Source organism: Streptacidiphilus neutrinimicus, assembly GCF_000787815.1.
GTDB classification, from domain to species: domain Bacteria; phylum Actinomycetota; class Actinomycetes; order Streptomycetales; family Streptomycetaceae; genus Streptacidiphilus; species Streptacidiphilus neutrinimicus.
In genome coordinates this window covers 1-19,703 of the sequence record NZ_BBPO01000105.1, presented here as the reverse complement: position 1 = coordinate 19,703, position 19,703 = coordinate 1, and the positions used below count along the sequence as shown (strand labels likewise).

Sequence of the window (19,703 nt, the reverse complement as noted above, 5' to 3'; positions counted from 1 at the left end):
GGTCAGGTAGAGACGGCGGTCGGCCCGGATTCGGGCGGCGTCGTGGATGGTGGCCCAGGTCTTGTCGGCGCGGCCGGAGACGCGGTGGGCCTCGTCCACGATGGCGAGGTCGAACGCGGGCACGTTGAGGTCTTGGTGCCAGAGAGCTTCGATCTTGTCCAGGGATGCGTAGGTGGTGAAGACGGTCAAGCGTGGCAGGACGGCCATAGCCCGGGCCAGGCCGACGGGGTCGCTGGTGCCACCGACACGGTTGGCACGCAGGGTGTCGTGGGCGTCGGCGTCCATCGAGGAGACCGCCACTGCCGGCTCCCAGCGGTTTTCCTTGCGCCATGCCAGGGCGGTCTGCGCGAGGAGGTCTAGGGTGGGCACCACGTTGAGGATCAGGCGTGCTTGGAGGTTCTCCGCGATCCTGATCCCGATCAGGGTCTTGCCGGTGCCGCACGCCGAGGTGATCAACGCGCGGCTCCCCCGCGGGCGCAGCTGCCGGGCGCCGGCCATGATCGCGTCGCGCTGATGCGGGCGCGGCTCTGCCCGGGAGTGCGCGGGAGAGGCCGTGGCGTCGGTCATTGCTCCACCTAGCGATCGGAAGGGTTGCCCTGGGCCAGTGTCTCGCAGCGGCCCAGGGCAGCGTGCGCGGTGCTGATTGTTTGCGGTGTTGCGTCCGATTCGGTTGTTCGGGGGCTACCGGGCCAGCGCCTGCAGACCGCTGGCCAGATCGGCCTGTACCAGTTCGTCCCGTTCGGCCGGTGTCAGCCAGCGTGCTGAGGAGCCGGCGGAGCCGCGTTCCACCCAGAGCACGTCGTCGACGGCTTCGGCGACGGCGTGCAGGTGGCTGATCACCATGACGAGGCGGTCGCTGCCGGCTTGGGTGCGCAGCACCTCCAGAGCCGAGTCCAGTGTGTTCGTGTCGAGGGCGGCGAAGCCTTCGTCGAGGAACAGTGAGCCAAGGCGCGGCCCGCTGCGGGAGTGCAGTTCGGCGAGTGCCAGGGCCAAGGCAAGTGATGCCAGGAACTTCTCCCCGCCGGACAGCCGGTTGGGGTGGTGGATGACTCCGGAGTCGCTGCTGACGATCTCGAAGGTGTCGGCGAAGCCGAACCGTTTGTCGGACATCTGCCCGAGCAGGTCACTGGCAACGCCGAGCAGAGCGTGTGTGCGCAGCAGGGTGAGGTGGCCCAGGAACTTGGCGTCGACCAGTTCGCGCCGCAGGACCTCGAGTGCGTCGTGGCGGGCCTCGCCTGCGGCGATGGCGTGGTCGAGGTCGGCGGCCGGTTTGATCAGAGCCTGTGCCTCCTGCTGGTTGTTTCGCTGGTGTTTGGCTTCTTTGAGTGCGTTTGCTTGTGCGGCGACGAGGGGGTGCAGTGCCTGGGGTTCGGTCAGGTCGGCTGTGAGGTCGAAGCCTTCGATGTCGGTGAGCGTGGCGGCGTGCTCGCGCAGGTCGGCCTGCGCGGTCGCGGCGCGGTCGGCGGAGGTGGTGGACCGCTCGGTGAGCTTCTGGGTCAGTGTGGAGGCGGTGGTCGACAGTTGGGCGGCGTATCGGCGGAGGGCGGGGATTGCTGGCTCGGCGGGGGTTTTGGGCAGGTGCGACTGGTCGATCGGGTCGAGATGTGTGGCGGCTTCGCCGACTGCTTCGGCCCATCGGTTCAGGTTGCTGCTCAGTTCGGTCAGCGGGTGGTGAAGGGTGGTGTCTTCCTCCCGGTCGAGGGATCGCTGGTCGGCGAGTACTGCGGCCTTTTCGGCTCGGGCGGTCTCCTGTCGGTCGAACAGTGACTGGACCTCGGCCTGACGATTTGCCACGGCTGCTGCGGCGGCGTCTGCCTGGTCTGCGACCACGTCGATCGCGTCGTCGGGCAGCAGCGCCTGGATGCGGCGGGGAAGCGTACCGACCTCGGCGGCGGTGTTGGCCAGGGCGCGGGTGTGGCGCTTGGAGGCTGCCGCGGTTTGGTCGCTGGCCCGCTCATGCGCAGTCCTGCGCCCGTTCAGGGTCGTGCGTTGGGCGTCGATCTGGGCGGCGCGCCGGTGGTGTTCGGCCTGCAGTTGTTCGGCGTTCGTGGTGGCAGCTTCTTCGCAGGCGGCGATCGCGTCGGTGATCTCCGGGGTGTCGGGCAGTGAGGGTTGTGTGACGCCGTCGGCCGCCGGGAGGCTCAGGGTGGCACTGATCGCGTTCAGCCGCTGCGCGGCGGAGTCGGCATCGAAGCCGGTTCTGGTGCCGTCAGCCAAGGTGACGAGTTCCTCGAGGGAAGTGACCGCTTCCGCGGCGGCTTCCTGCGCCTTCTGCTGGGCGCTTTGGTACTCCCCCGCCCGTTCGCGCACGGTGGCTTCGGCGGCCGTGACCGCGGCACGGGCTTCGGTAAGCCGCTCACCGGCTTTGCGGTGGGCGGCCTTCGCGGTGCTCAGTCGAGTGGTTGCGGCGCTCAGCTCGGTCGCATCGGTCTTCGACGCGGGTGCGAAGGCGGGCGGGACGAGTTGGCGGCATACGGGGCAGTCGTCGCCTGGGTGCAGTTCGGCGGCAAGCGCAGCAGCCTTGTCACGCAGTTGGACGGACGCCTGGTGGGCTTCGGCCTTCGTCAGTTCCTGATCGGTCGCGGTTGCTTCCTCTTCCAAGGGGCTGATGCCAGCTCGGAGGGTGTCGAGTCTTCCGATCGCGGTCTCGTGGGCGCCGGCGGTCTCAGCTGTGCGGTGGGCTGCCGAGAGGGCGGCGTCCACCCGGGCGCGGGCCTTCGTGGCGCGTTTGCGGATCTCTGAGCTCGCTTGGGCGGCGGTGAGGGCCTCCGTGGCCAGGGGTGTCAGTTGTTCGGCACGTTCGGCCAGTTCGGTCTCGGCCTGGGAGATAGCGTCGCGTTCGTCGGCGAGCTGCCGGGTTTGCGTGGCGAGCAGGTCGCGGTCGTTGCGGTGCTCCGCGGCGTCGCTGGCGAGGTTCTGCAGGATCATGGCGGCCTTGACGAGGGCTTCGCGGCTCTCGCCTTGTTCCTGCGCCGCGGTGAGCGCTGCGGCCAGTTCGTCTTCCTGGCGCTCGGCTGCCTCCGCGCGTCCTTCCAAGGTTCCACGTCGGACGGCGATGTCGGCGGCGACCGCATCCAGGGCATCCAGGGCGGCGTCCGCGTCGGTCACCGTGCGCGTCGACAGGGTCTGCGCCGCGGTGGCGGCCGCGGCGGCGGTAGCACGGGCCGCAGCCGCGTTGTCCCGCAGCGCGGTGATGGTGTCGATGGAGGTCTTCAGGCGCTCTGCTTGGCTCGCCGCCTCGTCGGCGGCCGTGCCGGCGTCGGCAGCAGCCTGCTCGGGGTTGCCGGGCATCGAGTCGCGCTTTGCTCGGGCCCGGTACAGCAGATCCTTGAGGGAGTCGCGCTGGCGGCCGGCCATCCGCCGCACCACCTCGAGGGACTCGGCGCCGAACAGTTCCCGCAGCCGCTCGGTGCGTTTCATGGTGCTGGCGGTCAGGAGCTGGTCGAACTTCCCCTGCGGGAGCAGCCCCACCCGCAGGAAGGTCTCGTAGCCCATCTGCAGCACTGCCTGGATCCGGGCGTCGATGGCTGCGGCACCGTCGACCTGCTCGCCAGTGTCCAGGTTCTCCAGGTGATGCCGGCCCGCGTTCGGGTTGGTGAGGTGCATGGTGCGGTGGACGTGCCAGCGTTGTCCGTCGTGCAGGAAGGTGAGCTCGACGCTCATGGCCTGCGCGCCGTCGGCGATGAGTTGCCGGGGTTCCTTGGCGTCCCAGGAGCTCTTGCGGAACAGGGCGAAGGTGATGGCGTCGAGCAGGGTGCTCTTGCCGGCGCCGGTGTCGCCGAGGGCTGCGACCAGGTTCTTGCCGGTGAAGTCGACGGTGGCGGGATGGGGGTAGCTGCGGAACCCCGTCAGGGACAGCTTCTGCGGTTTCATCGGGCCGTCTCCGTTCCGGGGGTGTCCGTGACAGTCGACAGGCCGGAGCGGTCGAGGGGCCGGCCGGCGAGGACGTCCACGAGGAGGGTTTCCTCGCAGCAGGGTGCGAGGTCGTCCGGGTCGGGTTCGGCGCGAAGGTGGGCGAAGGTGGTCATGGCACGGTCCAGGGCTGGTCCGGTGGTGCCATGGTCGGCCAGGTAGTCGTGCAGCAGCTCCTCGATGCTGGGAAGGTCCCCGGTGGTGGTCTCCCGGTGCAGTACCCGGTCGGCGGCCCCGGTGCGGTGTTCGTCGATGGTGACGATCGTCGCCTTGGGCATCATCTTGGCGAGGGTGTCCGCCAGGTACGGATTCGGGGCCTCAACGATCACCTCGGCCTTCACCCAAGCGTCCCCGACGCGGCGGGCTCGGGGCTCGATCTCTTCCAGGGTGCCCTGGAGGCGGATCAAGGGGCGGCCGGTGGTCAACGGCTCGAGGTCGATGCGGGGCTCGCGGTTCGGGCCGACCTCGGCCAGGACCACGGCCTTGGTGTCGCCGGTCTCACCGAAGTCCAGTTGCAGCAGGCTGCCGGCGTAGTAGGCCGGGAATCCGACGCGGCCGACGGGTTGCGGGTTGTGGATGTGGCCGAGGGCACCGTAGGCGACGTCGGGCAGGTCGGTTGCCGCGGTGGCGTATTCGGCGGCGAGGGAGATCTGCCGCTCGGTGTAGGAAGGAGTAGCGCCTTCGACGAACATGTGGGCAGCAAAGAGCAGGATGTCCTGGGCGCCGCGGCCGTGGGCCAGGCGGCGGTAGACGTCGGCTTGGACGGTGCGCATCCGGTCGGCGTAGGTGGCGGTCATCATCGCGGGGTCGCTGAAGTCGTAGGTAAACCGGTTGGGGTGCAGGTAGGGAAGTGCGCCGATACGGAGCGTCAGTTCGCTTTCCTGGGCAGGGTATTCGGCAACCAGCAGTCCGTCGGGGCGGGCGTCGGTGGCAAAGCGGACCCGGGCCAGGTCACCCGTGCGGGAGTCCCTGCCGTTGAGGACGTACTCCAGGAAGGCCAGCACGTAGGCGGTGTCGTGGTTGCCGGCGACGACGACCACGGGCGCGATCCGGCCGAGGCGACGCAGGGCTTCTGCGGCGCGGCGCATGTCGTCCAGGCCTGGGCGGGGGCCGTCGAACAGGTCACCGCTGTGCACGATCAGGTCGGGATGGAAGTCGTCGGCGATCTCGATGACCTCCTCGAGGACGGCGTCGATCTCACTGTCGCGGCGGAAGCGGCCGATCTGCCGGCCGAGGTGCCAGTCGGAGGTGTGGAATATACGTGCTGTCACGGGTTTGCCTCCAGGAAATGGTCTGCAGGCCGGCGCGGGGCTGTGCCGCCGCGATCGGAGGTTCGGCACCACCGACTCTACACCGAACCCTGGGAAACTCTGGAAGATTCTGGAACTCTGGTAGTCTGCAGTTATGAGTGATCCGCTGGACGCCCTCGAGAAGAGCATCAGCGCCCTGCGCCGCGCGATCCGCGACGCCTCGGCAGCCGGTGACACCGAGCGTGCCACTGAACTGCGGGCGCAACTGCGTCGCGCGGAGCGGGCCTGGGACGCCCTCATCGACACCGGTGAGTCGGCCGCTGCTCCGCGCCACTCCGAGCCGGCGACGATGCCCTCGGCGCGGGGGGCGCAGCTCCCGGCGCGCGAGCACGTGCACCGGGCGCTGATGCTGCTCGGGACCGCGGCCGCGCCGAAGCTGATCGTCTCCGTCCACGAGGCGTTCTTCCCGGGCGAGCTGTCCGCGTCCAAGCTCTCCAGCCTGCGCCGGGATGAAGAACGCTCCTACCGGTCCAGTCCCGGAGGCCGTCCGTACTACCTGTGCCCGGCACTGACCCACGACCTGCTGTCACCGGTGAGGGCGCTGATCACGATCAGCACCTGGTCCTTGGAGCAGCGCATCATCGGCCCGCTGTCGCCGCGCGTCGACTTTCTCACCGGAGCGGTTCGCATCGCCGAGGCGGTACGTACCTCGGGCGACTCGGCGAGCCCGGCGGCCACGAGGCTGCTGTGGCGCTTCGCCGTGAACATCCCCGGCGCCATCCCGGCCGACACCTCCGTCCATCCGAAGGGAACTGACCCGCAGCAGGTGATCGACGCGGCCCGGGCTGAACTCGATGTCCACGCCGACGCCGACCGCGCCACCCGGACCGAGGCCGCGCGGCGGGCCCGCAAGGTGCTCGGCGACGACCAGCAGTTGTTCGGTGCCCCGCTGCAGGACGCCAGACGCCTACGGGCCCTGGACTGACAATCCCCACGGTCCCCTATCCCTCGCAAGGATCCCGACACGTGAACGCACCAGTGGACGACCGCCTGGCCGCGCTGCGCGGCTCCTCAAGGCGCCTGCCCTACAGCGCCCGGTCGCTGGCGGCTCTGGAGAACAACCCCCGCTGCACACTGCGCGCCCTCCTGGACTCCTCCGGCTCCGACAAAGCCGCGATCGCCGCGCGCGCCGGCTTCCCCTCCCCCTTCGGCCAGTCCACCTTCGCGCTCGCCCGCGGCAACGCCTTCGAAGCGATGGTGAAAGCGAACGGCTGCGCAGAGCTCCTGCGCGTCCTGCGCGAGACCCTGCACTTGACGCTGCCGGAGGTGGGCTACATCGACCTGAACGACGTCGGCGGCGACGGCCGTCCCGATGTCCGCCACGCCCGCACCACGCACCTGCTGGTTCGGGCCGCCCTCGGGCAGGGAGACAGCACCTTGTACGACCACCCGATGCTGCGCCTGGTGGTCGGCGGGCACGAGGTATTCCTGGAACCGGACCTGGTGGCCTTCCGCATCGACGACCGCTTCCACGTCGTGGAGATCAAGAGCTTCCCGATCATCGACGAGCAGGCCTCCCCCGCGCAGGTGCGGTCGGCGACCACGCAGGCGTGCGCGTACGTCATCGCGCTGCGCGCGATGCTCGAGCAGGCCGGCATCGGTCCGCAGGCCGTGTCCGACCAGATCATCCTCGTCGCGCCGAAGGACTTCACCAACCGCCCCACCGCCGCGTTCGTCGACGCCCGCAAGCAGGTCGCCACGCTGACCCGGCAGCTGGAACGAATAGCGCGCATCGGCGACCTGGTGGAACTGCTGCCCGAGGGGCTCACCTTCGATCTCAACCTGGACGCCGATGACCGGCCGCGGCGCCCGGCCGAGGAGCTGACCGAGGCCCTGGATCAGGTGGACGCGACGTACCGCCCGGATTGCCTCAACCACTGCGAGATGGCGTTCTACTGCCGCTCACGTGCTCGCGCGAACGCGTCCCTGGACGTGCTCGGGCCAGCGGTGCGCGAGCAGCTCGGCGGGATCGACACCGCGACCATGGCGCTCGGTCTGGCCCGCGGGCAGCTGGCTCCGACCGACGACCAGACCGAAATGGCCGTCGCGCTGCGGCATGCCGCCCGACTGCGCGCCGAACTGGGAGGTGCGGCATGAGCATGGTGTCGGCACTGGCGCATCTGGAAGCGATGGAGACCTGGCGGGCGGTACCGCTGACCGCGTTCCGGCACCGGCGGCTGTCGGGCCGGCCGCTCGTGGTCATACCGCTGACGATGGCCGGAGAAGCCGGAGCGCCTCTGGCCGTGATGGTCGGCTCCGCCCGCCGGGAACGAACCCTGCTGGTCGTGGAGCAGCCCCGCAACCGAGACCAGCGGTTCGCGTTCGCCGCCTCCCTCGGGCAGATCGTGATGGACTACATCAACTCCTTCCGTCAGGACCGCCGCACGGACGGGGACCGTTCCCGCTACACCGACGCGCCGCAAATCCTGGTCCCGAACCCCGGTGGCATCAAAGCCCTGGCCGATCTGGGACGCATGTGCCGGTTCCGCCAGGTGAGCGGCCCCTACGCAGTTGAGGAGGTTGTGCCCGAGTTCGGCATGTGGCTGACCTTCCTGGTCGATGCGGCCGAGGAGGCCGGCACCTCAATGCTGCTGCCCGTCACCGGAATGCTCGCCGAACACTGGGCCACCGGCCAGAGCACGCTGGAGGACCAGAATCTCGCCTCGCTCATGGCCTGGATCTCTCCCCCGCCCGGGCTGAGCGTCGAACAGGCCCTGGCCGATGCGGAGAACCCGGACGTCTGGCCGCCGGCCGGGCCTACGACGTCGCCCGAGTTCGACAACCGCGACCTGGCGCCGGCGATCAGACGGTTCGACACCGCCAACCGCCTGGGTGACCCGCAGGCGCTGGCCGACGCCGAGTCCGACCTGCGGGACCTGATCGCGGAGCAGATCCAACCCACCTGGCGCACGATGTGGAACGCCGTCTCGCTGCTGCGGTCCGTCCCGGAGGCGCCCCGGGCCGCCCGGCGCTTCGAACGTGACTGCATCGCCTTCACCAACTACTCCGACTACCAGGACTCCGGCGCTCTGCCCCAGCGCAAGCGGGACGCCGCGGTCGGCGCAGCCCGGCGCCTGAACCGCCTGGAGCGGGCACTGGCCGACTACGAGGCCGACATGGCGTTCGACGACCCGTTCGTGCTGGCCGACCGGCGCAGCGTCGGCGAGGCCTTCGCAGGAACGGTAGTGGACGCCGAGCCCGGCCGGGTGGTCACCACGGACAGGAACAGGCGGGTACCGCGGCCGCGGATCGTCGTCCGCACCGAGGACCCCCTGCGCCTGGCCGGCGACACCAAACTGATCAGCCCCAGCCCGACCCTGCCCGCCAGTCACCGGGCCGTAATCGTCTCCACCGCCCCCGACGGTGCGGCGACACTGGTCACCGTGGAGATCACCGGCGGCATGGGGCGCGCCCGCGTCCCGGCCCAGGGGACCGTGCCTGAGGTGGGCCAGCGCCTCGCCTACCTTCCCGACCCGGGATGGCGCCCGAACCCGCAGTTCCCGGAAGCCGACAGCATGCCGTGGACGCACACCGCCCCGCCCGACGGGCCGGACCCCGAATCCGATGACGCCGCCGAGGAGTGGGGCCATGACTGACCTCTTGACGCCCGACCCGGCGGTGGCTGCTGACGCGGCCATCGCCGCGATCCTGGCCGACCTGAACGGCACCCGCCACCGGGGTGTCGTCGTCGACTCCCCGCCCGGCGCCGGCAAGAGCACCCTGGTGGTCCGCGCCGCCGCCGAGCTCACCGCGGGAGGCGAACGCCCGATCATCGTCGCCCAGACCAACAACCAGGTCGACGACCTGGTCCTCGCCCTGGCCGCACGGCACCCCGGCCTGGCGATCGGCCGGCTCAGCGGCAGCGACTACGTCCCGCCAGCCGCAGTGAACGCCCCGGCCAACACCAGCGTCGGCACCAGTTTGGCCGACCTGACCGGCTGCCAGGTCATCGTCGGCACCGCGGCCAAGTGGGCCAGCGTCCGCAACGACACATTCGGCTGGGCCATCCTGGACGAGTCCTACCAGATGCGCTCGGACATGCTCCTGCAGATCGTCGAACGCTTCGACCGCGGCCTGTTCGTCGGCGACCCGGGTCAGCTGGACCCGTTCACCGTCGTCGGCACCGAACGGTGGACCGGGCTGCCGCACGACCCGACCCAGAACGGCGTCACCGTGATGCTCGAACACAACCCGGGCATCCCCGTGCACCGGCTGCCCGTGTCCTGGCGCCTCCCGGTGTCGGCCGCCCCCACCATCTCCCAGGCCTTCTACCCCTTCAGCGGCTTCGCCGCCGGAACCCGCGACGGCACACGCGCCATGGAGTTCAGCACCGCCGGGTTCGGCAACACCGACCTGGACGAGACCCTCGCGATGGCGTTCACCACCGGCTGGGCGCTGCACGAACTCCCCCGCCGCCACGTCCCGCGCACCGACACCCAGACCATCCAGACCGCCGCGGACCTCGCCGCCCGGCTCCTGGCCCGAGGAGCGGTCGCCACCTGTGAACGCCACCTTGGCGGCCGTCCCCTCCAGGCCAGCGACATCGCCATCGGCGTCGCCCACCGCGACCAGGCCGATCTGGTCCGCGCCGCCCTCACCCGGACCGGCAACCCAGGCGCGGCTCGCGTAGCCGTCGACACCGCGAACCGGCTCCAGGGACGCGAGTTCGAAGTCGTCATCGTCGTCCACCCGCTGTCCGGCCGCCGCGACGCCACCGCGTTCCACCTCGAGGCCGGACGGCTGTGCGTCCTCACCTCCCGCCACCGCCAGGCCTGCATCGTCGTCGCCCGCGAAGGCATCACCGACCTCCTCGACAGCCACCCCTCCACCGACCCAGTCCACCTGTCCGTGCCGGCAAAGTTCCCCGACGGCTGGGAAGCCAACCAGGTCGTACTGGCCAAACTCGCCCAACACCGCGTCGCAGCATGACCTGAACGCGAACGTCATCACGCGCCCTCGAACCGATGAAGGCACAAGCCCAGCTCGGCACCCGGGCTACATCGCCTGCAGGCCTTCGCGCCACCGGCGAGAGCACTCGCTCTGGAGGACCCGAACTCCTACTGCCTCCTGAGCAAGGCGGTTTCCACCGATGAGGAGTTCCTTGGCTCGCTCGGCCTCCGGCTTGGTGAGCCACTGGGCGAGTTCCGCCGCTCTGTGTGGTGGCTGAGGTGGTTGCCCGGGCTGGGGGATACCGATATCGAGGAGCAGGCGGTAGAGGCCCGTCGCGGGGCGGACCGGGGCCAGGCCTTCGCGCTCGGCGGTACGGGCCGCGCTGGACGGGATGCGGAGGCCGTCTGCGTCGAGGTCGCCGAAGTAGGCGATCGAGCGAACGCCTTCGAGGTCCGCTGCGGAGGCGCAGGAAGCTTCGAACGCACCGCCGACCCCCCAGGCGGTCCAGCCGACGTCCCCCGGGTCGGCGGCAAGAGTTCGGGTGAGCGTGTCGTAGGTGTCGGCGTTCTCGACCACGAGGAGGACCGGCCCGGAGCCGATGCAGCGGGCAGGTAGTGGCGGGCGGGTGCGGAAGGTGCGCAGGAGGTCGAGACTCAGCCGTCCTGGGGCGAACAGTTGTGTGTTCAAGAGCGCGTCCAGGCGCTTTTCGTGGCCCAGGACCTCCAGGGAGCGCTCGCGCAGAGGGACGACGTCTTCGTCTCGGCTGTGGTCGCGCAACCAGATATTGATGGCGTGTAGGACGTGGATCTGGGCGATGGTGAGGCGCATGGAAACGGCCCAGGCCAGTTCGGGGCGCCAAGCGATGGTGCGGGCGAGAGCGGCGGCTGGTTCCTGAGGCGACTGGCTCGGAAGGGTTATCCGAGTGGGCAGTGCGGGTGTTGCCGATGTGTCCTGGGCTCGCGAGCAGGTGATCAGACCGGCGCCTGCCAGGCGGTGCAGGATGTCGGCGAGGTCGGAGCGGCGGGTGGGGCTCATCGCGGAGGCGGGGTCTGTTGCGGCGAAGACCTGCCACAGTTCGTCCTGGGTAAGTGTGCGGCGCGGCCAGTCCTCCAAGGCGGCTGCGAGCCGCCACGCTCGTGGGGACAGTGGAACCCGTGTGGTTTCAGGGCGGCTGTGGATCATGGCGTTCCCGCGGGGCGGCGGTGGACGCGGCTGGCGGTGACGGTGCCGTGGGGGTGCTCGTGGGGCTGGGCGGCGTCTGGTTCGTCGTATGGGTCGGGCAGGAGGGTACGGACGGTCTGGTCGACGCGGATGTGTTTGAGGCCTGCTCGCAGGTCGGCGTCGTTGCGCATGCGGATCCACAGTGGGAAGGCCGACAGGGCGCGGTCGTCGGCCAGCCCAGTGGTGTAGACGAGCTGGACGCCCAGTGCGGTAGCTGCTCCTTGTTGGAGGTCAAGGAGGTAGGTGGCGCTGGCCTTGCCGATGGGGTTGTCCAGGAAGAGCACGCCGGAGTGCCGGCTTCGCATCTGGCCGCGTTCGTTGGCGCGCAGGGCGGCCATGGTGCAGTACAGGATGATGGCGGCGGTGAGTTCCTGTCCGCCCGAGAAAACGTCGTTCATGTGCTCAACGGAGACGCGCTCGTCACGCAGGACCGAGTCGGGTTTGAGGATCTCCACGGTGAAGCCCTTGGGGACGGCCGCCTCGACGGAGCGCAGGAGAAGCGTGAGGCCGTCGCGTTTGGAGGAGTTGCGCGGCACGGCAGCGCGGAGTGGGGCGGTGGCAGCGATCTCGTCGACGAGTTCACCGATGCGGGCGTTCAGAAGACCGGGGTCGGGGTCGGTGAAGCGAATGCGGAGGAACTCCTTGCCTTGCCAGTCGCCGAGGCCTGCGGGGAGTCGCGACAGGCGGGATGCTGTGCGCAGTGTCTTCAGTGCCCCGTCGGTGAGGGCAGCGAGGCGCTCGGTGATCAGCTTGCGGTGCTTGGTGGCGTTGTCCAGATCCGTGTTCAACGTGATGAGGCGCTGTGTGAGCTGGTCGGCGAACTCCGCGGCCCGAGCCCCCAGCTGCTCGCGGCCGAGGCCGATGATCGCGCGCCTGACGATGGCGGTGGTGTCTTCGAAGCGGGGCTCGCTGACGAAGCCGACAGCTGTGTCGACCAGTTCGTTGAGCTTCTTGGATGCGGCCGATTCTTCGGTTCGGGCCTTCCGGAGCGTCAGGCGCACGGTCTCGGAGTGTTCTTGCGCTGCCTCGATGGTGTGGGCGTAGGGCTCCGGGGCGGCCGTGCTCTCGCCTGCAGCAGTGGTGCGGTGGGGGATGTCCTCCAGCGTGCTCTGCAGGGGCGCGAGGACCTCGCGGAAGGCGCGGGCGGCCTCGCTTGCCTGCTGGGAGAGACGCTCGAGGTCCTGCGCGCTGCGGGTGGCGGTGTCGAGGGCGTCCTGTGCCTGGCGCTGGTCCGCTTGCGCTGCCTCCAGCAGATCACGGCCCTGGGCCACGCTGGTGGGTCGGCGATCGGACGGAAGGGTGATCCACACGTTCCGGTCGCCTTCGGGGCTAGCGGCACGGCATTCGCTGCCCAGGCGCCCTACCTCCTCCCCCGCGTTGCCCAAGTCCCGGCTCAGACGCGACTTTTCGCGACCCGCTCGTGCAATCTGCAGCTGCCGGCCGGCAGACTCCGCCCCGGCTGGCGTGGCGAGCAGCTGCTCCGCGAGGGTGATCACCTCGGCCGGGAGCCGTTCGACGTCGCTGCGGTGCCTGGCCGCGTCACGGGCAGCCCGTTCTGCCTCCGCTCGCAGATCCGCGCCGACTTCGACCGCGCGATAGGCGGCGTCGGCAGCAAGGTAGGTCTGGCGGAGGGCGGACAGGCTCTGTGGCGGCACGACGGGGGCGACTTCGCCGCTGGTGGTGGCGATCTCGTATGCCGTCTTCTGCTTGAAAAAAAAATGGCTGCGCGCGCCTTCCGCGTCCCGCGCCGCTCGTTCTGCGTCGTCCAGGGCGGAGTCCCGGGCGGCGACGGCTTCCTCGACGGCTTCCTGGGCGGCCGCGATCACGGGCTCGAGCTCGTCGGCTGTACGTTGGGCTGCGGACGCCTGCTCGACCGTGACGGCAAGCCGTTCCAGGGCGCCGCAGGTGTCCGCCGCAGAGCGCTCATGTCCGCGTAGTTCGGTCAGACGAGCGGGGTAGGCGGCCTCTCGGATCTGCAGTGCCTCTTCCGCCTCCCAGGCCTTTTGGAATCGCTCGCTGACGGCAGTCACGTCGGTCTCGGCCTTGGAGACCCGCTCGGCCAGTTCGGCAAGGCGGCCCGGTGGGCACGTGCGCCGCCAGGCCTGGAGGTCCGCGAGGAGGTCCCGGATGCGATCTTGATGTTCGGAGAGCTCGGCGATCTCCTGGCCTCGGGCGGCCATGGCGTCCCGCAGTTCCAGACGGCACGCCTCCGCGGCGTCTTCGTCGAACATGGCGGGGTTCGGCTCAACGACGAAGCGGTCGTCTGCTGCCTCGACCGCGGTCAGCAATACGGCGGCGGATCCGACAGCGATTGCCGCGGTCGGCAGCAGGCGCTCCGTATCAAGGATCTCGTGGGCGCGCCCCAGTTGTTCAGGGTCGAGGAGCACGACCCCGTCGGCAAGGTCGGGGTGGGCAGCGATCAGGGCTTGACGCTCTCGCGCGGACGCGTTGTGTGCGAGGTAGCGCCAGCCGGCGTGCGCGGCGATGCCGGCGGTGTTGAGCGCGTCCACAGTGGCGTCCACCCCGGGCCTGGCCGGCAGCAGGCCGCCGTCTCCGAGTGCGGTGAGGAGGTGTTGGTCGTCGCGCTGGCCTGAGCGCAGTGTGTCGAGGCGCTCTTGGCGGGTGTCGCGATCGTCGCCCAGTCGGTGGAGCAGCCCTTCCGCGGAGGCATCGATCGTCATGGTGTCGATGGCTGTGTCGCCCAGTGCTGCCTGAATGTCCTCGTCTGCAGCGAAGCGCTCGGCGTGTTCAGTCAGTCCTTGCAGTTCGGCGACGAGGGATTGGTGCGTGTTCCGGGCGTCTGCCAGCTTCCCCCGGACTTCGTGGGTGTGGATGCGGGCGGCGTTCAGGTCGCCCGTGACCTGTGCGGATTCCGTCTCCAGAGTCGAGAGCTCGCCTGCGAGACGTTCTGCTAGCTGGCGGCTGGCTGCAAGGGCGGTAGCGACCTCGACGCCGCGGGCCAGGACGCCGCTGCACTCGGCGTCCTCTATCTGGCGGTCACTGTCTGCCACCTTCCCCAAGGCCGTACGGCGGTCGCCGTCGGCCTTCGTTTCGGCCCGGACGGCCTCGTCTCGTTTCTTGTCCCAAGCGGCCGCCACCTTTTTGAGCTCTTCGACCTTGCGGTCGAGGGTGTCAGCGGCGGTTCGTGCCTGGGTCGCTTCGTGGTGCAGCTTCGCGAGCAGCTGGGCTGCGGCGCCATCGCGGGCGTCCAGCGCGGGGCGGGCGTTCTCTTCCGCATCAGCGATGCGGGCGGCCAGGGCCTTGGCGTCTGCGGCGGCCTGGTTCCGCGCTTCGACGGCCTCGCTTGCCGCCCAGCCCAACAGCTGGAGCTCGACGTCGTCCAGCGCGGCCTTGATGTCGCCCTGCTGCTTCTCCGCGTCACGCAGTGCGAGCGTGAGTGTCTGGCGGCGGATCTCGTTGACCGTATCCCGGGCGCGGTCACGGTCGGTCTCCCGCGCGCCGGCCAGGGCCACCGCTTGGCCATGATTCTCGACGAGCTCTCGAGCGCTGTCCTCCTCGGCACCGTGCCGGGCAGTCAGCGCCTGGGCCAAGTCCCTTACGGCCTGCTCCGCCTCGCCCAGACGGCTGCGTGCCCGCACGGCGGCGGTGTGCGCCTGGCCCACCGGCTGCAGAACTGCGACGGTGCCTTCGGTGAAGTCCCGCTCCAGGAGCATCGCAGTCCGGTCGCCGACCGTGGTGGCGTAGCTGTCGAAGTTCCCGGCTACGCTGGCCGCGTCCTGCGGGTCCAGGACCACCGTGAGCAGCCAGTCGATGAATTCCTTGCTGCTCTTGAAGGTGAACGCCCGTGCGGCGTCTCCCTCGTCGGCGTTCATCCGGCGCTGGATCGCGAACAGGTCGGGTTCCAGGCCCAGGCTGCGCAGGTGGTCGGTCCACTCCCCTTGGTTCGATCCGGTCCACGAGAGTTGGATAGCGGGGTGGGTCCGGTCGGCTTCCTGGAGGGCTTCCTGGAAGCCGTTGAGCTTCAGTCGGCGGCCGTCGCTGGTGAACGGCAGGCTGGTCAGTTCGATCGTGGGCCCAGGTCGCAAGGACCACCAGGCTTCGCCGAGCCTGCTGTCGTGCTTCCCGCGGGAGTCGCGCCGCCACTGGTAGGCCTTGCCGGTGATGATCCGCGCGCCAGTTTTGACGTGCATCCACTCCAGGACCACGTGTCCGGGGTCGTCGCCGATCACGAACTTCTCGAGGACGCCCGAGGAGCCGCCCAAGGTGTTGCGCTTGCCCGGGAGCATCACGGAGAAGATCAGCTTGAGCAGGACGCTCTTGCCTCCGCCGTTCTCGAGCATGAGCAGGCTGTAGGGGCTGGGGCGGCGCGGTGGGGCCTCGAAGAGGCTCCCGGTGCCGGTGGGCTGGCCGACACCGGACAGGTCCAGGGTCACGTCGGTGAACCGGGCGCCGCGGGGGCCGATACCGAACAGGCGGACACGGTTGAGCTCGTACAAGGCTTCCCCTTCTTACAGCTGGGCGACGTCGGCGGCGGTCCACTCGACGGTGAGGGTGCCCGATCCGTCGGTGATCTCGGCGATGCCGAGGGCGACCAGCTCCTCGAACATCACCACGCCGGCTTCTCGGACCTGGGTGCGGTAGCGCGGCGTGGTGCGGAATGTGCCTCCGCGCTCGTCGCCGGTGCGCACCAGCAGGCCTTGATCGGCGAGGAAAGTGAGCGCCTTGCCGACGATGCCGGTGGTCGAGGTGGACAGTTTGCGCCCGTCTCCGGTGGATCCGGTGCGAGCTCGTCGCACGTATGCCCGCCACGCGGCTTCAAGTCCGGGCTGCTCGCTGGACGGGTCGGTGTCGCCTCCGTCGGTTGCGGCTTGGTCTGCCAGTCGGGTGGCTGCCTCGCGGACGAAGGCCTCGACTCCCTCGGTGGTGATGCGGCCCAGGTGGGTCGGGTCGGCCAGGTCGGCCGGGCGAGGGAAGGCGAGTGTGGCGGCTCCCAGGTGCGCGAGCGCGTGCAGGACCCGCTCGTGTGCTTTGCCCTCGCCGCCGGTGCGGCGCGCGTAGTCCGTCATGCGGATCGCGAAGATGCTCTCCTCGGTGGAGGCGATGACGATGCCGGTGCGTTCGGTCACCTCGAGGATGACCAGGTCCAGGCCGGTGGCGATCGCGTTGGTGACGGCGGCGAACTGGTCGTCGCTGCGGAAGCGCTGGACCAGCTGGCGGTACTCCTCGTCCCGGACCGGCAGCAAGCGCGGTCGCAGCCCGAATCCGATCAGGCGGGCCGCGTCGGCGGTGGTGTCGGTGCTGCTCACGCGGCGCCCCTTTCCTGGATCGCGTCCGGCAGGGCGCTCTCGGTGTCGGTTGATGCCGGCGAAGGGGTGATCGCGGCGCGGGCCACGATGAGATCGGCGCCAGCGAAGTCCGGATCGTTCAGATGGGTGCCGTCATCGACGGCTATCAGCACCGACGCGGCGCCGTGGCGTACGGCGGGGCCGATCTCTTGTGCGGCGAGGGCCAGGACCCGCACGACGGTCAGGAGCGGCAGTTGCGGGTGCAGGGTTCTGGCTTCCTCCAGCAGGCCGGACAGGCGCCGCGGTGCCTGCGGGTCCAGGTCGAGCAGGCGCTCCAGGTGGTCGTAGCATTCGGGCGGGAAGGCGTCGGGTTCGGGCTCGTCGGACAGCTCCGGTTCCTCGACCGCGGCACCTAGCACCTCCCGCTCCGGGGGCGGGGTGGTCAGCAGGGTGAACATGTCCACCAGGCGCAGGGCGTGCGGAACGGCTAGCCCGACGCCCCTGGTGAAGAACACACTCAGGGCCTTGTCCGCATCGCGTACCGGCAGTTGCAGTGTCGGCTGCAGGAGTTGGGCGTGCAGGTCCAGGTCGGCGCGTGCGGCCGGGGCGGCAAAGGTCTGCCGGTCCTGCTCGGTACGGAAGCGCCGCCCTGCTTCCTGCAGTGCACCTTGGAGTTGTTCGTGGCGGCGCAGGCAGTCTCGGACGATGTCCACCAGCGCGGCGGCTTGCCTTTTGCGGTCGGGGGTGTCGGCGGTGTCGCGGGCCTCGGTGATGTTCACCAAGATGGCGTTCTCGGCCTTGTAGCGGGCTTCGATGTGGTCCAGGGCTTCGGCGATGAACGTCGGCATGGCGGTCAGCCAGTCGACGGTGCGCACGTCACGGCTTGTCGCTTCCAGTCGTTGGCGCAGGATCTCGGCGTACTGGATGGTTCGGTAGCGTGCGGCCTGGGCGGCGGCCTGGGCGTCTGACAGCCGGCCGCGGCGGATCAGTGTTTCCAGTCGGACGTCGGCGGATACCTGCGCGGACTCGATGTCCACCTCCAGTGCGCCGACGAGGACGTTCACTGCCTCGTTCGTGGCACGCAGGTAGATCTCACCGTCGGCCCCGGGTACTTCCTCCAGGAGCTTGAAGTCGAAGTCGCGCCGCTCGTACTGGCCATCCGGGGTGCGTACTCCGTAGACGGCTCGGAATCCGCGGTCGGCGGATCCGACGTTCAGCAGGTTCTCCAGCACCCAGCGGGCGGCGCGCTCGTGTTCGGACTCGGGGCGGTCGGATGCTTGTTCCGCGGCATAGCGCGAGAGGTCTGCGACCACTGTCTCGGAGGATGCGCCGGTCGCGAAGTCCATGGCGAGGGTCACCAGGTCGATCGCATGGAGTGCGAGCTCGGCCATTTGATAGCGGGTCAGGTCTGCGCTTTGGACGGCCGCTTTGCGCGCATCCAGGTCATGCAGAGGGGCCGTGCACGCCAGCGCTTTGACGCGCTGGGCGAAGCCGGTGTCTAACAGCACATGCTGGGCAGCCACGTTCTCGACGTTAGCGGCATCCACTGACACATCTCCTGTCCTTGTTCGTTCGCTGATCGATTGGGCGTGATTGCGTTCCCCGAGAGACCGGAAGCTGTCCTCAGGTGTCGGGGCACAGCCCAGGTGCCCGAGCGGGCGCTGGGCAGGTTCGGCGGCAACGCCAGCCAGGTCCTCGACGACACCGTCGCGGTCGGCGGCCCCGACAACGCGGTCGCCTGGTTCGTCGTCGAGCACCGCACCCCGGTGCGGTGGGCGCGCCGCAGGCCCTCGAGCAGGTCCTGTTCGAGCTGTACGTGCTGTACTTCGACGCGGACCGGCGGCTGCTGTACGTCCACGGGTCGGAGAAGTCCCGCTCCTAGCTCGCCGAGGCGGTGCTGGGCCAGGACTGCGAGCTGATCAGCGGGGCGCACACGTATCGGGTGCTGGCCAGGCTAGACCGGCTGGTGCCCACCAACGTCGGACTCAAGGACGCCCGCGACCACTTCACGGTTCTCTCTGCACGTCGGCAGCGACGTGTCCCAGGGCTTCGACAGCGCCCAGGAGCACAAGAGCCAGACCCACATCGCCGCGACCGGAGTCGACCACGGCGACAGCGTCTCCATCAGCGCCGCGTCGTCCGGGCGGTTCTGGGCGCCGGCCACCGCTCCGAGCCTGAAAGCGTGGACCGACTGGTGCGACCTGCAGGGCAGCAAGCTGCTGGACGACACAATCAACCTGGAGCGGGTCTTCGACGGGTTCATCATCCCCGAGGACATCACCGAGCGGCCCGCGTTCGTGCTGCTGGCGGTGCAATGGCCCTGGCAGGTCTACCTCGGCGACCGCGACCGGATGACGGTCAGCTACGACGGCCGCTCCTACCCACTGGCCGACGTCGACTTCGAGGTCGACGACCACTCCCCCACCGGCCCCTTCCGGTTCTCCCTGGTGACCGGCGCATGGCGGGTCCCCTACGAGGCCGACTACGAGGACGGGAAGGGGCTCGTCTACCGACCGCTCGGCGATGACGCGGTGGTGCACACCACCTCGCGCACCACCCCCGTGACGCCGCTGCAGACCTGGTTCGCCGTCAACCGGCCCGAGCTGTTCCTGGAAGGCGACCGCCTCATCGACGACGAGGGCCGGCTGCGCGGGCGTGCGCCAGAGCAACCGGCCGGTCGTCAGGTCAAGAACTTCTGTGCCTGCGACGACAACGCCGGCGCCCACCGCGGTCAGGTCGACGGGGCTACTGGTCAGCGGGTAGCGCCATTGCACCGTGAGCTGTGACCTGATCAGCTCGAGGCTGCGCGCGGCGGTGCGGTGCGCAACCGCCAGCACCGCTTCACTGTTCGGCCGTGCGGCTGGCACGAAGTCGGACACGACTCCCCCGATCGGTCGTGCTCTGCCTGTGGGACACGGTGCATGCTATCGGCGCAAGCTCGGCCGCTTGCTGGGAGTCGACGCAACGGGAGCACGTCAGGAACTCATCCACCACAGAGCGTGCCAGGAAAGCCCTGGGCGCCCCCAGGTTCTGCTTCGATGGCGTCTTCCCTCTCCCCGCACCGAACCGGGTCCGGCCCGCAGCTGGCACCTGGTCGGGGCGGGAGCGGTCTTCATCGATCGAA

At 69.7% G+C, this 19,703-nt stretch carries 12 protein-coding genes; 5 read left to right on the top strand and 7 right to left on the bottom strand.

Going from position 1 to position 19,703, the window contains the following annotated elements:
* The 3 genes from TR48_RS35245 to TR48_RS35235 all read right to left on the bottom strand — a co-directional run.
* Positions 1 to 567, bottom strand: a 567-nt coding sequence (locus TR48_RS35245; RefSeq protein WP_042374661.1) for a DEAD/DEAH box helicase family protein, incomplete at its 3' end; no start/stop codon positions are given.
* Between the two features lie 114 nt (positions 568 to 681).
* Positions 682 to 3,873: an AAA family ATPase gene (locus TR48_RS35240; protein WP_042374660.1), complete on the bottom strand. Its 3,192-nt coding sequence runs from the start codon at positions 3,871 to 3,873 to the stop codon at positions 682 to 684.
* Positions 3,870 to 5,183, bottom strand: a complete 1,314-nt coding sequence (locus TR48_RS35235) for a metallophosphoesterase family protein (protein WP_042374659.1) — start codon at positions 5,181 to 5,183, stop codon at positions 3,870 to 3,872. The genes TR48_RS35240 and TR48_RS35235 overlap by 4 nt, the downstream gene beginning before the upstream one ends.
* A 133-nt stretch (positions 5,184 to 5,316) precedes the next feature.
* Between TR48_RS35235 and TR48_RS35230 the strand changes: the two genes are divergently transcribed.
* From TR48_RS35230 to TR48_RS35215, 4 genes are read left to right on the top strand one after another with little or no spacing between them, the layout of a single operon-like run.
* Positions 5,317 to 6,147, top strand: a complete 831-nt coding sequence (locus tag TR48_RS35230) for a hypothetical protein (protein WP_042374658.1) — start codon at positions 5,317 to 5,319, stop codon at positions 6,145 to 6,147.
* 41 nt (positions 6,148 to 6,188) lie between these two features.
* On the top strand, positions 6,189 to 7,319 hold the full coding sequence (locus tag TR48_RS35225) for a hypothetical protein (protein ID WP_042374657.1): 1,131 nt from the start codon (positions 6,189 to 6,191) through the stop codon (positions 7,317 to 7,319).
* Positions 7,316 to 8,818 (top strand): hypothetical protein, encoded by a 1,503-nt coding sequence (locus TR48_RS35220; RefSeq protein ID WP_042374656.1) that lies wholly within the window; start codon positions 7,316 to 7,318, stop codon positions 8,816 to 8,818. Before TR48_RS35225 ends, TR48_RS35220 begins: the two co-directional genes overlap by 4 nt.
* Positions 8,811 to 10,151: an AAA domain-containing protein gene (locus TR48_RS35215; RefSeq protein WP_042374655.1), complete on the top strand. Its 1,341-nt coding sequence runs from the start codon at positions 8,811 to 8,813 to the stop codon at positions 10,149 to 10,151. The genes TR48_RS35220 and TR48_RS35215 overlap by 8 nt, the downstream gene beginning before the upstream one ends.
* A 66-nt stretch (positions 10,152 to 10,217) precedes the next feature.
* Here the strand turns inward: TR48_RS35215 and TR48_RS39495 are convergent, their stop codons facing one another.
* From TR48_RS39495 to TR48_RS35195, 4 genes are read right to left on the bottom strand one after another with little or no spacing between them, the layout of a single operon-like run.
* Positions 10,218 to 11,294 carry a Wadjet anti-phage system protein JetD domain-containing protein gene (locus tag TR48_RS39495; RefSeq protein WP_236652466.1) on the bottom strand — a complete coding sequence of 359 codons (1,077 nt, stop codon included), beginning with the start codon at positions 11,292 to 11,294 and terminating at the stop codon, positions 10,218 to 10,220.
* Entirely contained in the window at positions 11,291 to 15,790 is a 4,500-nt protein-coding gene (locus tag TR48_RS47005; protein ID WP_042374654.1) for a hypothetical protein, read from the bottom strand. The genes TR48_RS39495 and TR48_RS47005 overlap by 4 nt, the downstream gene beginning before the upstream one ends.
* Before the next feature lie 12 nt (positions 15,791 to 15,802).
* A complete protein-coding gene (locus TR48_RS35200) occupies positions 15,803 to 16,600 on the bottom strand; it encodes a hypothetical protein (protein ID WP_052443305.1) in 798 nt (265 codons plus the stop codon).
* Entirely contained in the window at positions 16,597 to 18,336 is a 1,740-nt protein-coding gene (locus tag TR48_RS35195; protein ID WP_174501766.1) for a hypothetical protein, read from the bottom strand. The genes TR48_RS35200 and TR48_RS35195 overlap by 4 nt, the downstream gene beginning before the upstream one ends.
* A 279-nt stretch (positions 18,337 to 18,615) precedes the next feature.
* On the opposite strand from TR48_RS35195, the gene TR48_RS35190 reads away from it, so the two are divergent.
* Entirely contained in the window at positions 18,616 to 19,365 is a 750-nt protein-coding gene (locus TR48_RS35190) for a hypothetical protein (RefSeq protein ID WP_042374651.1), read from the top strand.
* Positions 19,366 to 19,703 lie beyond the last annotated feature (338 nt).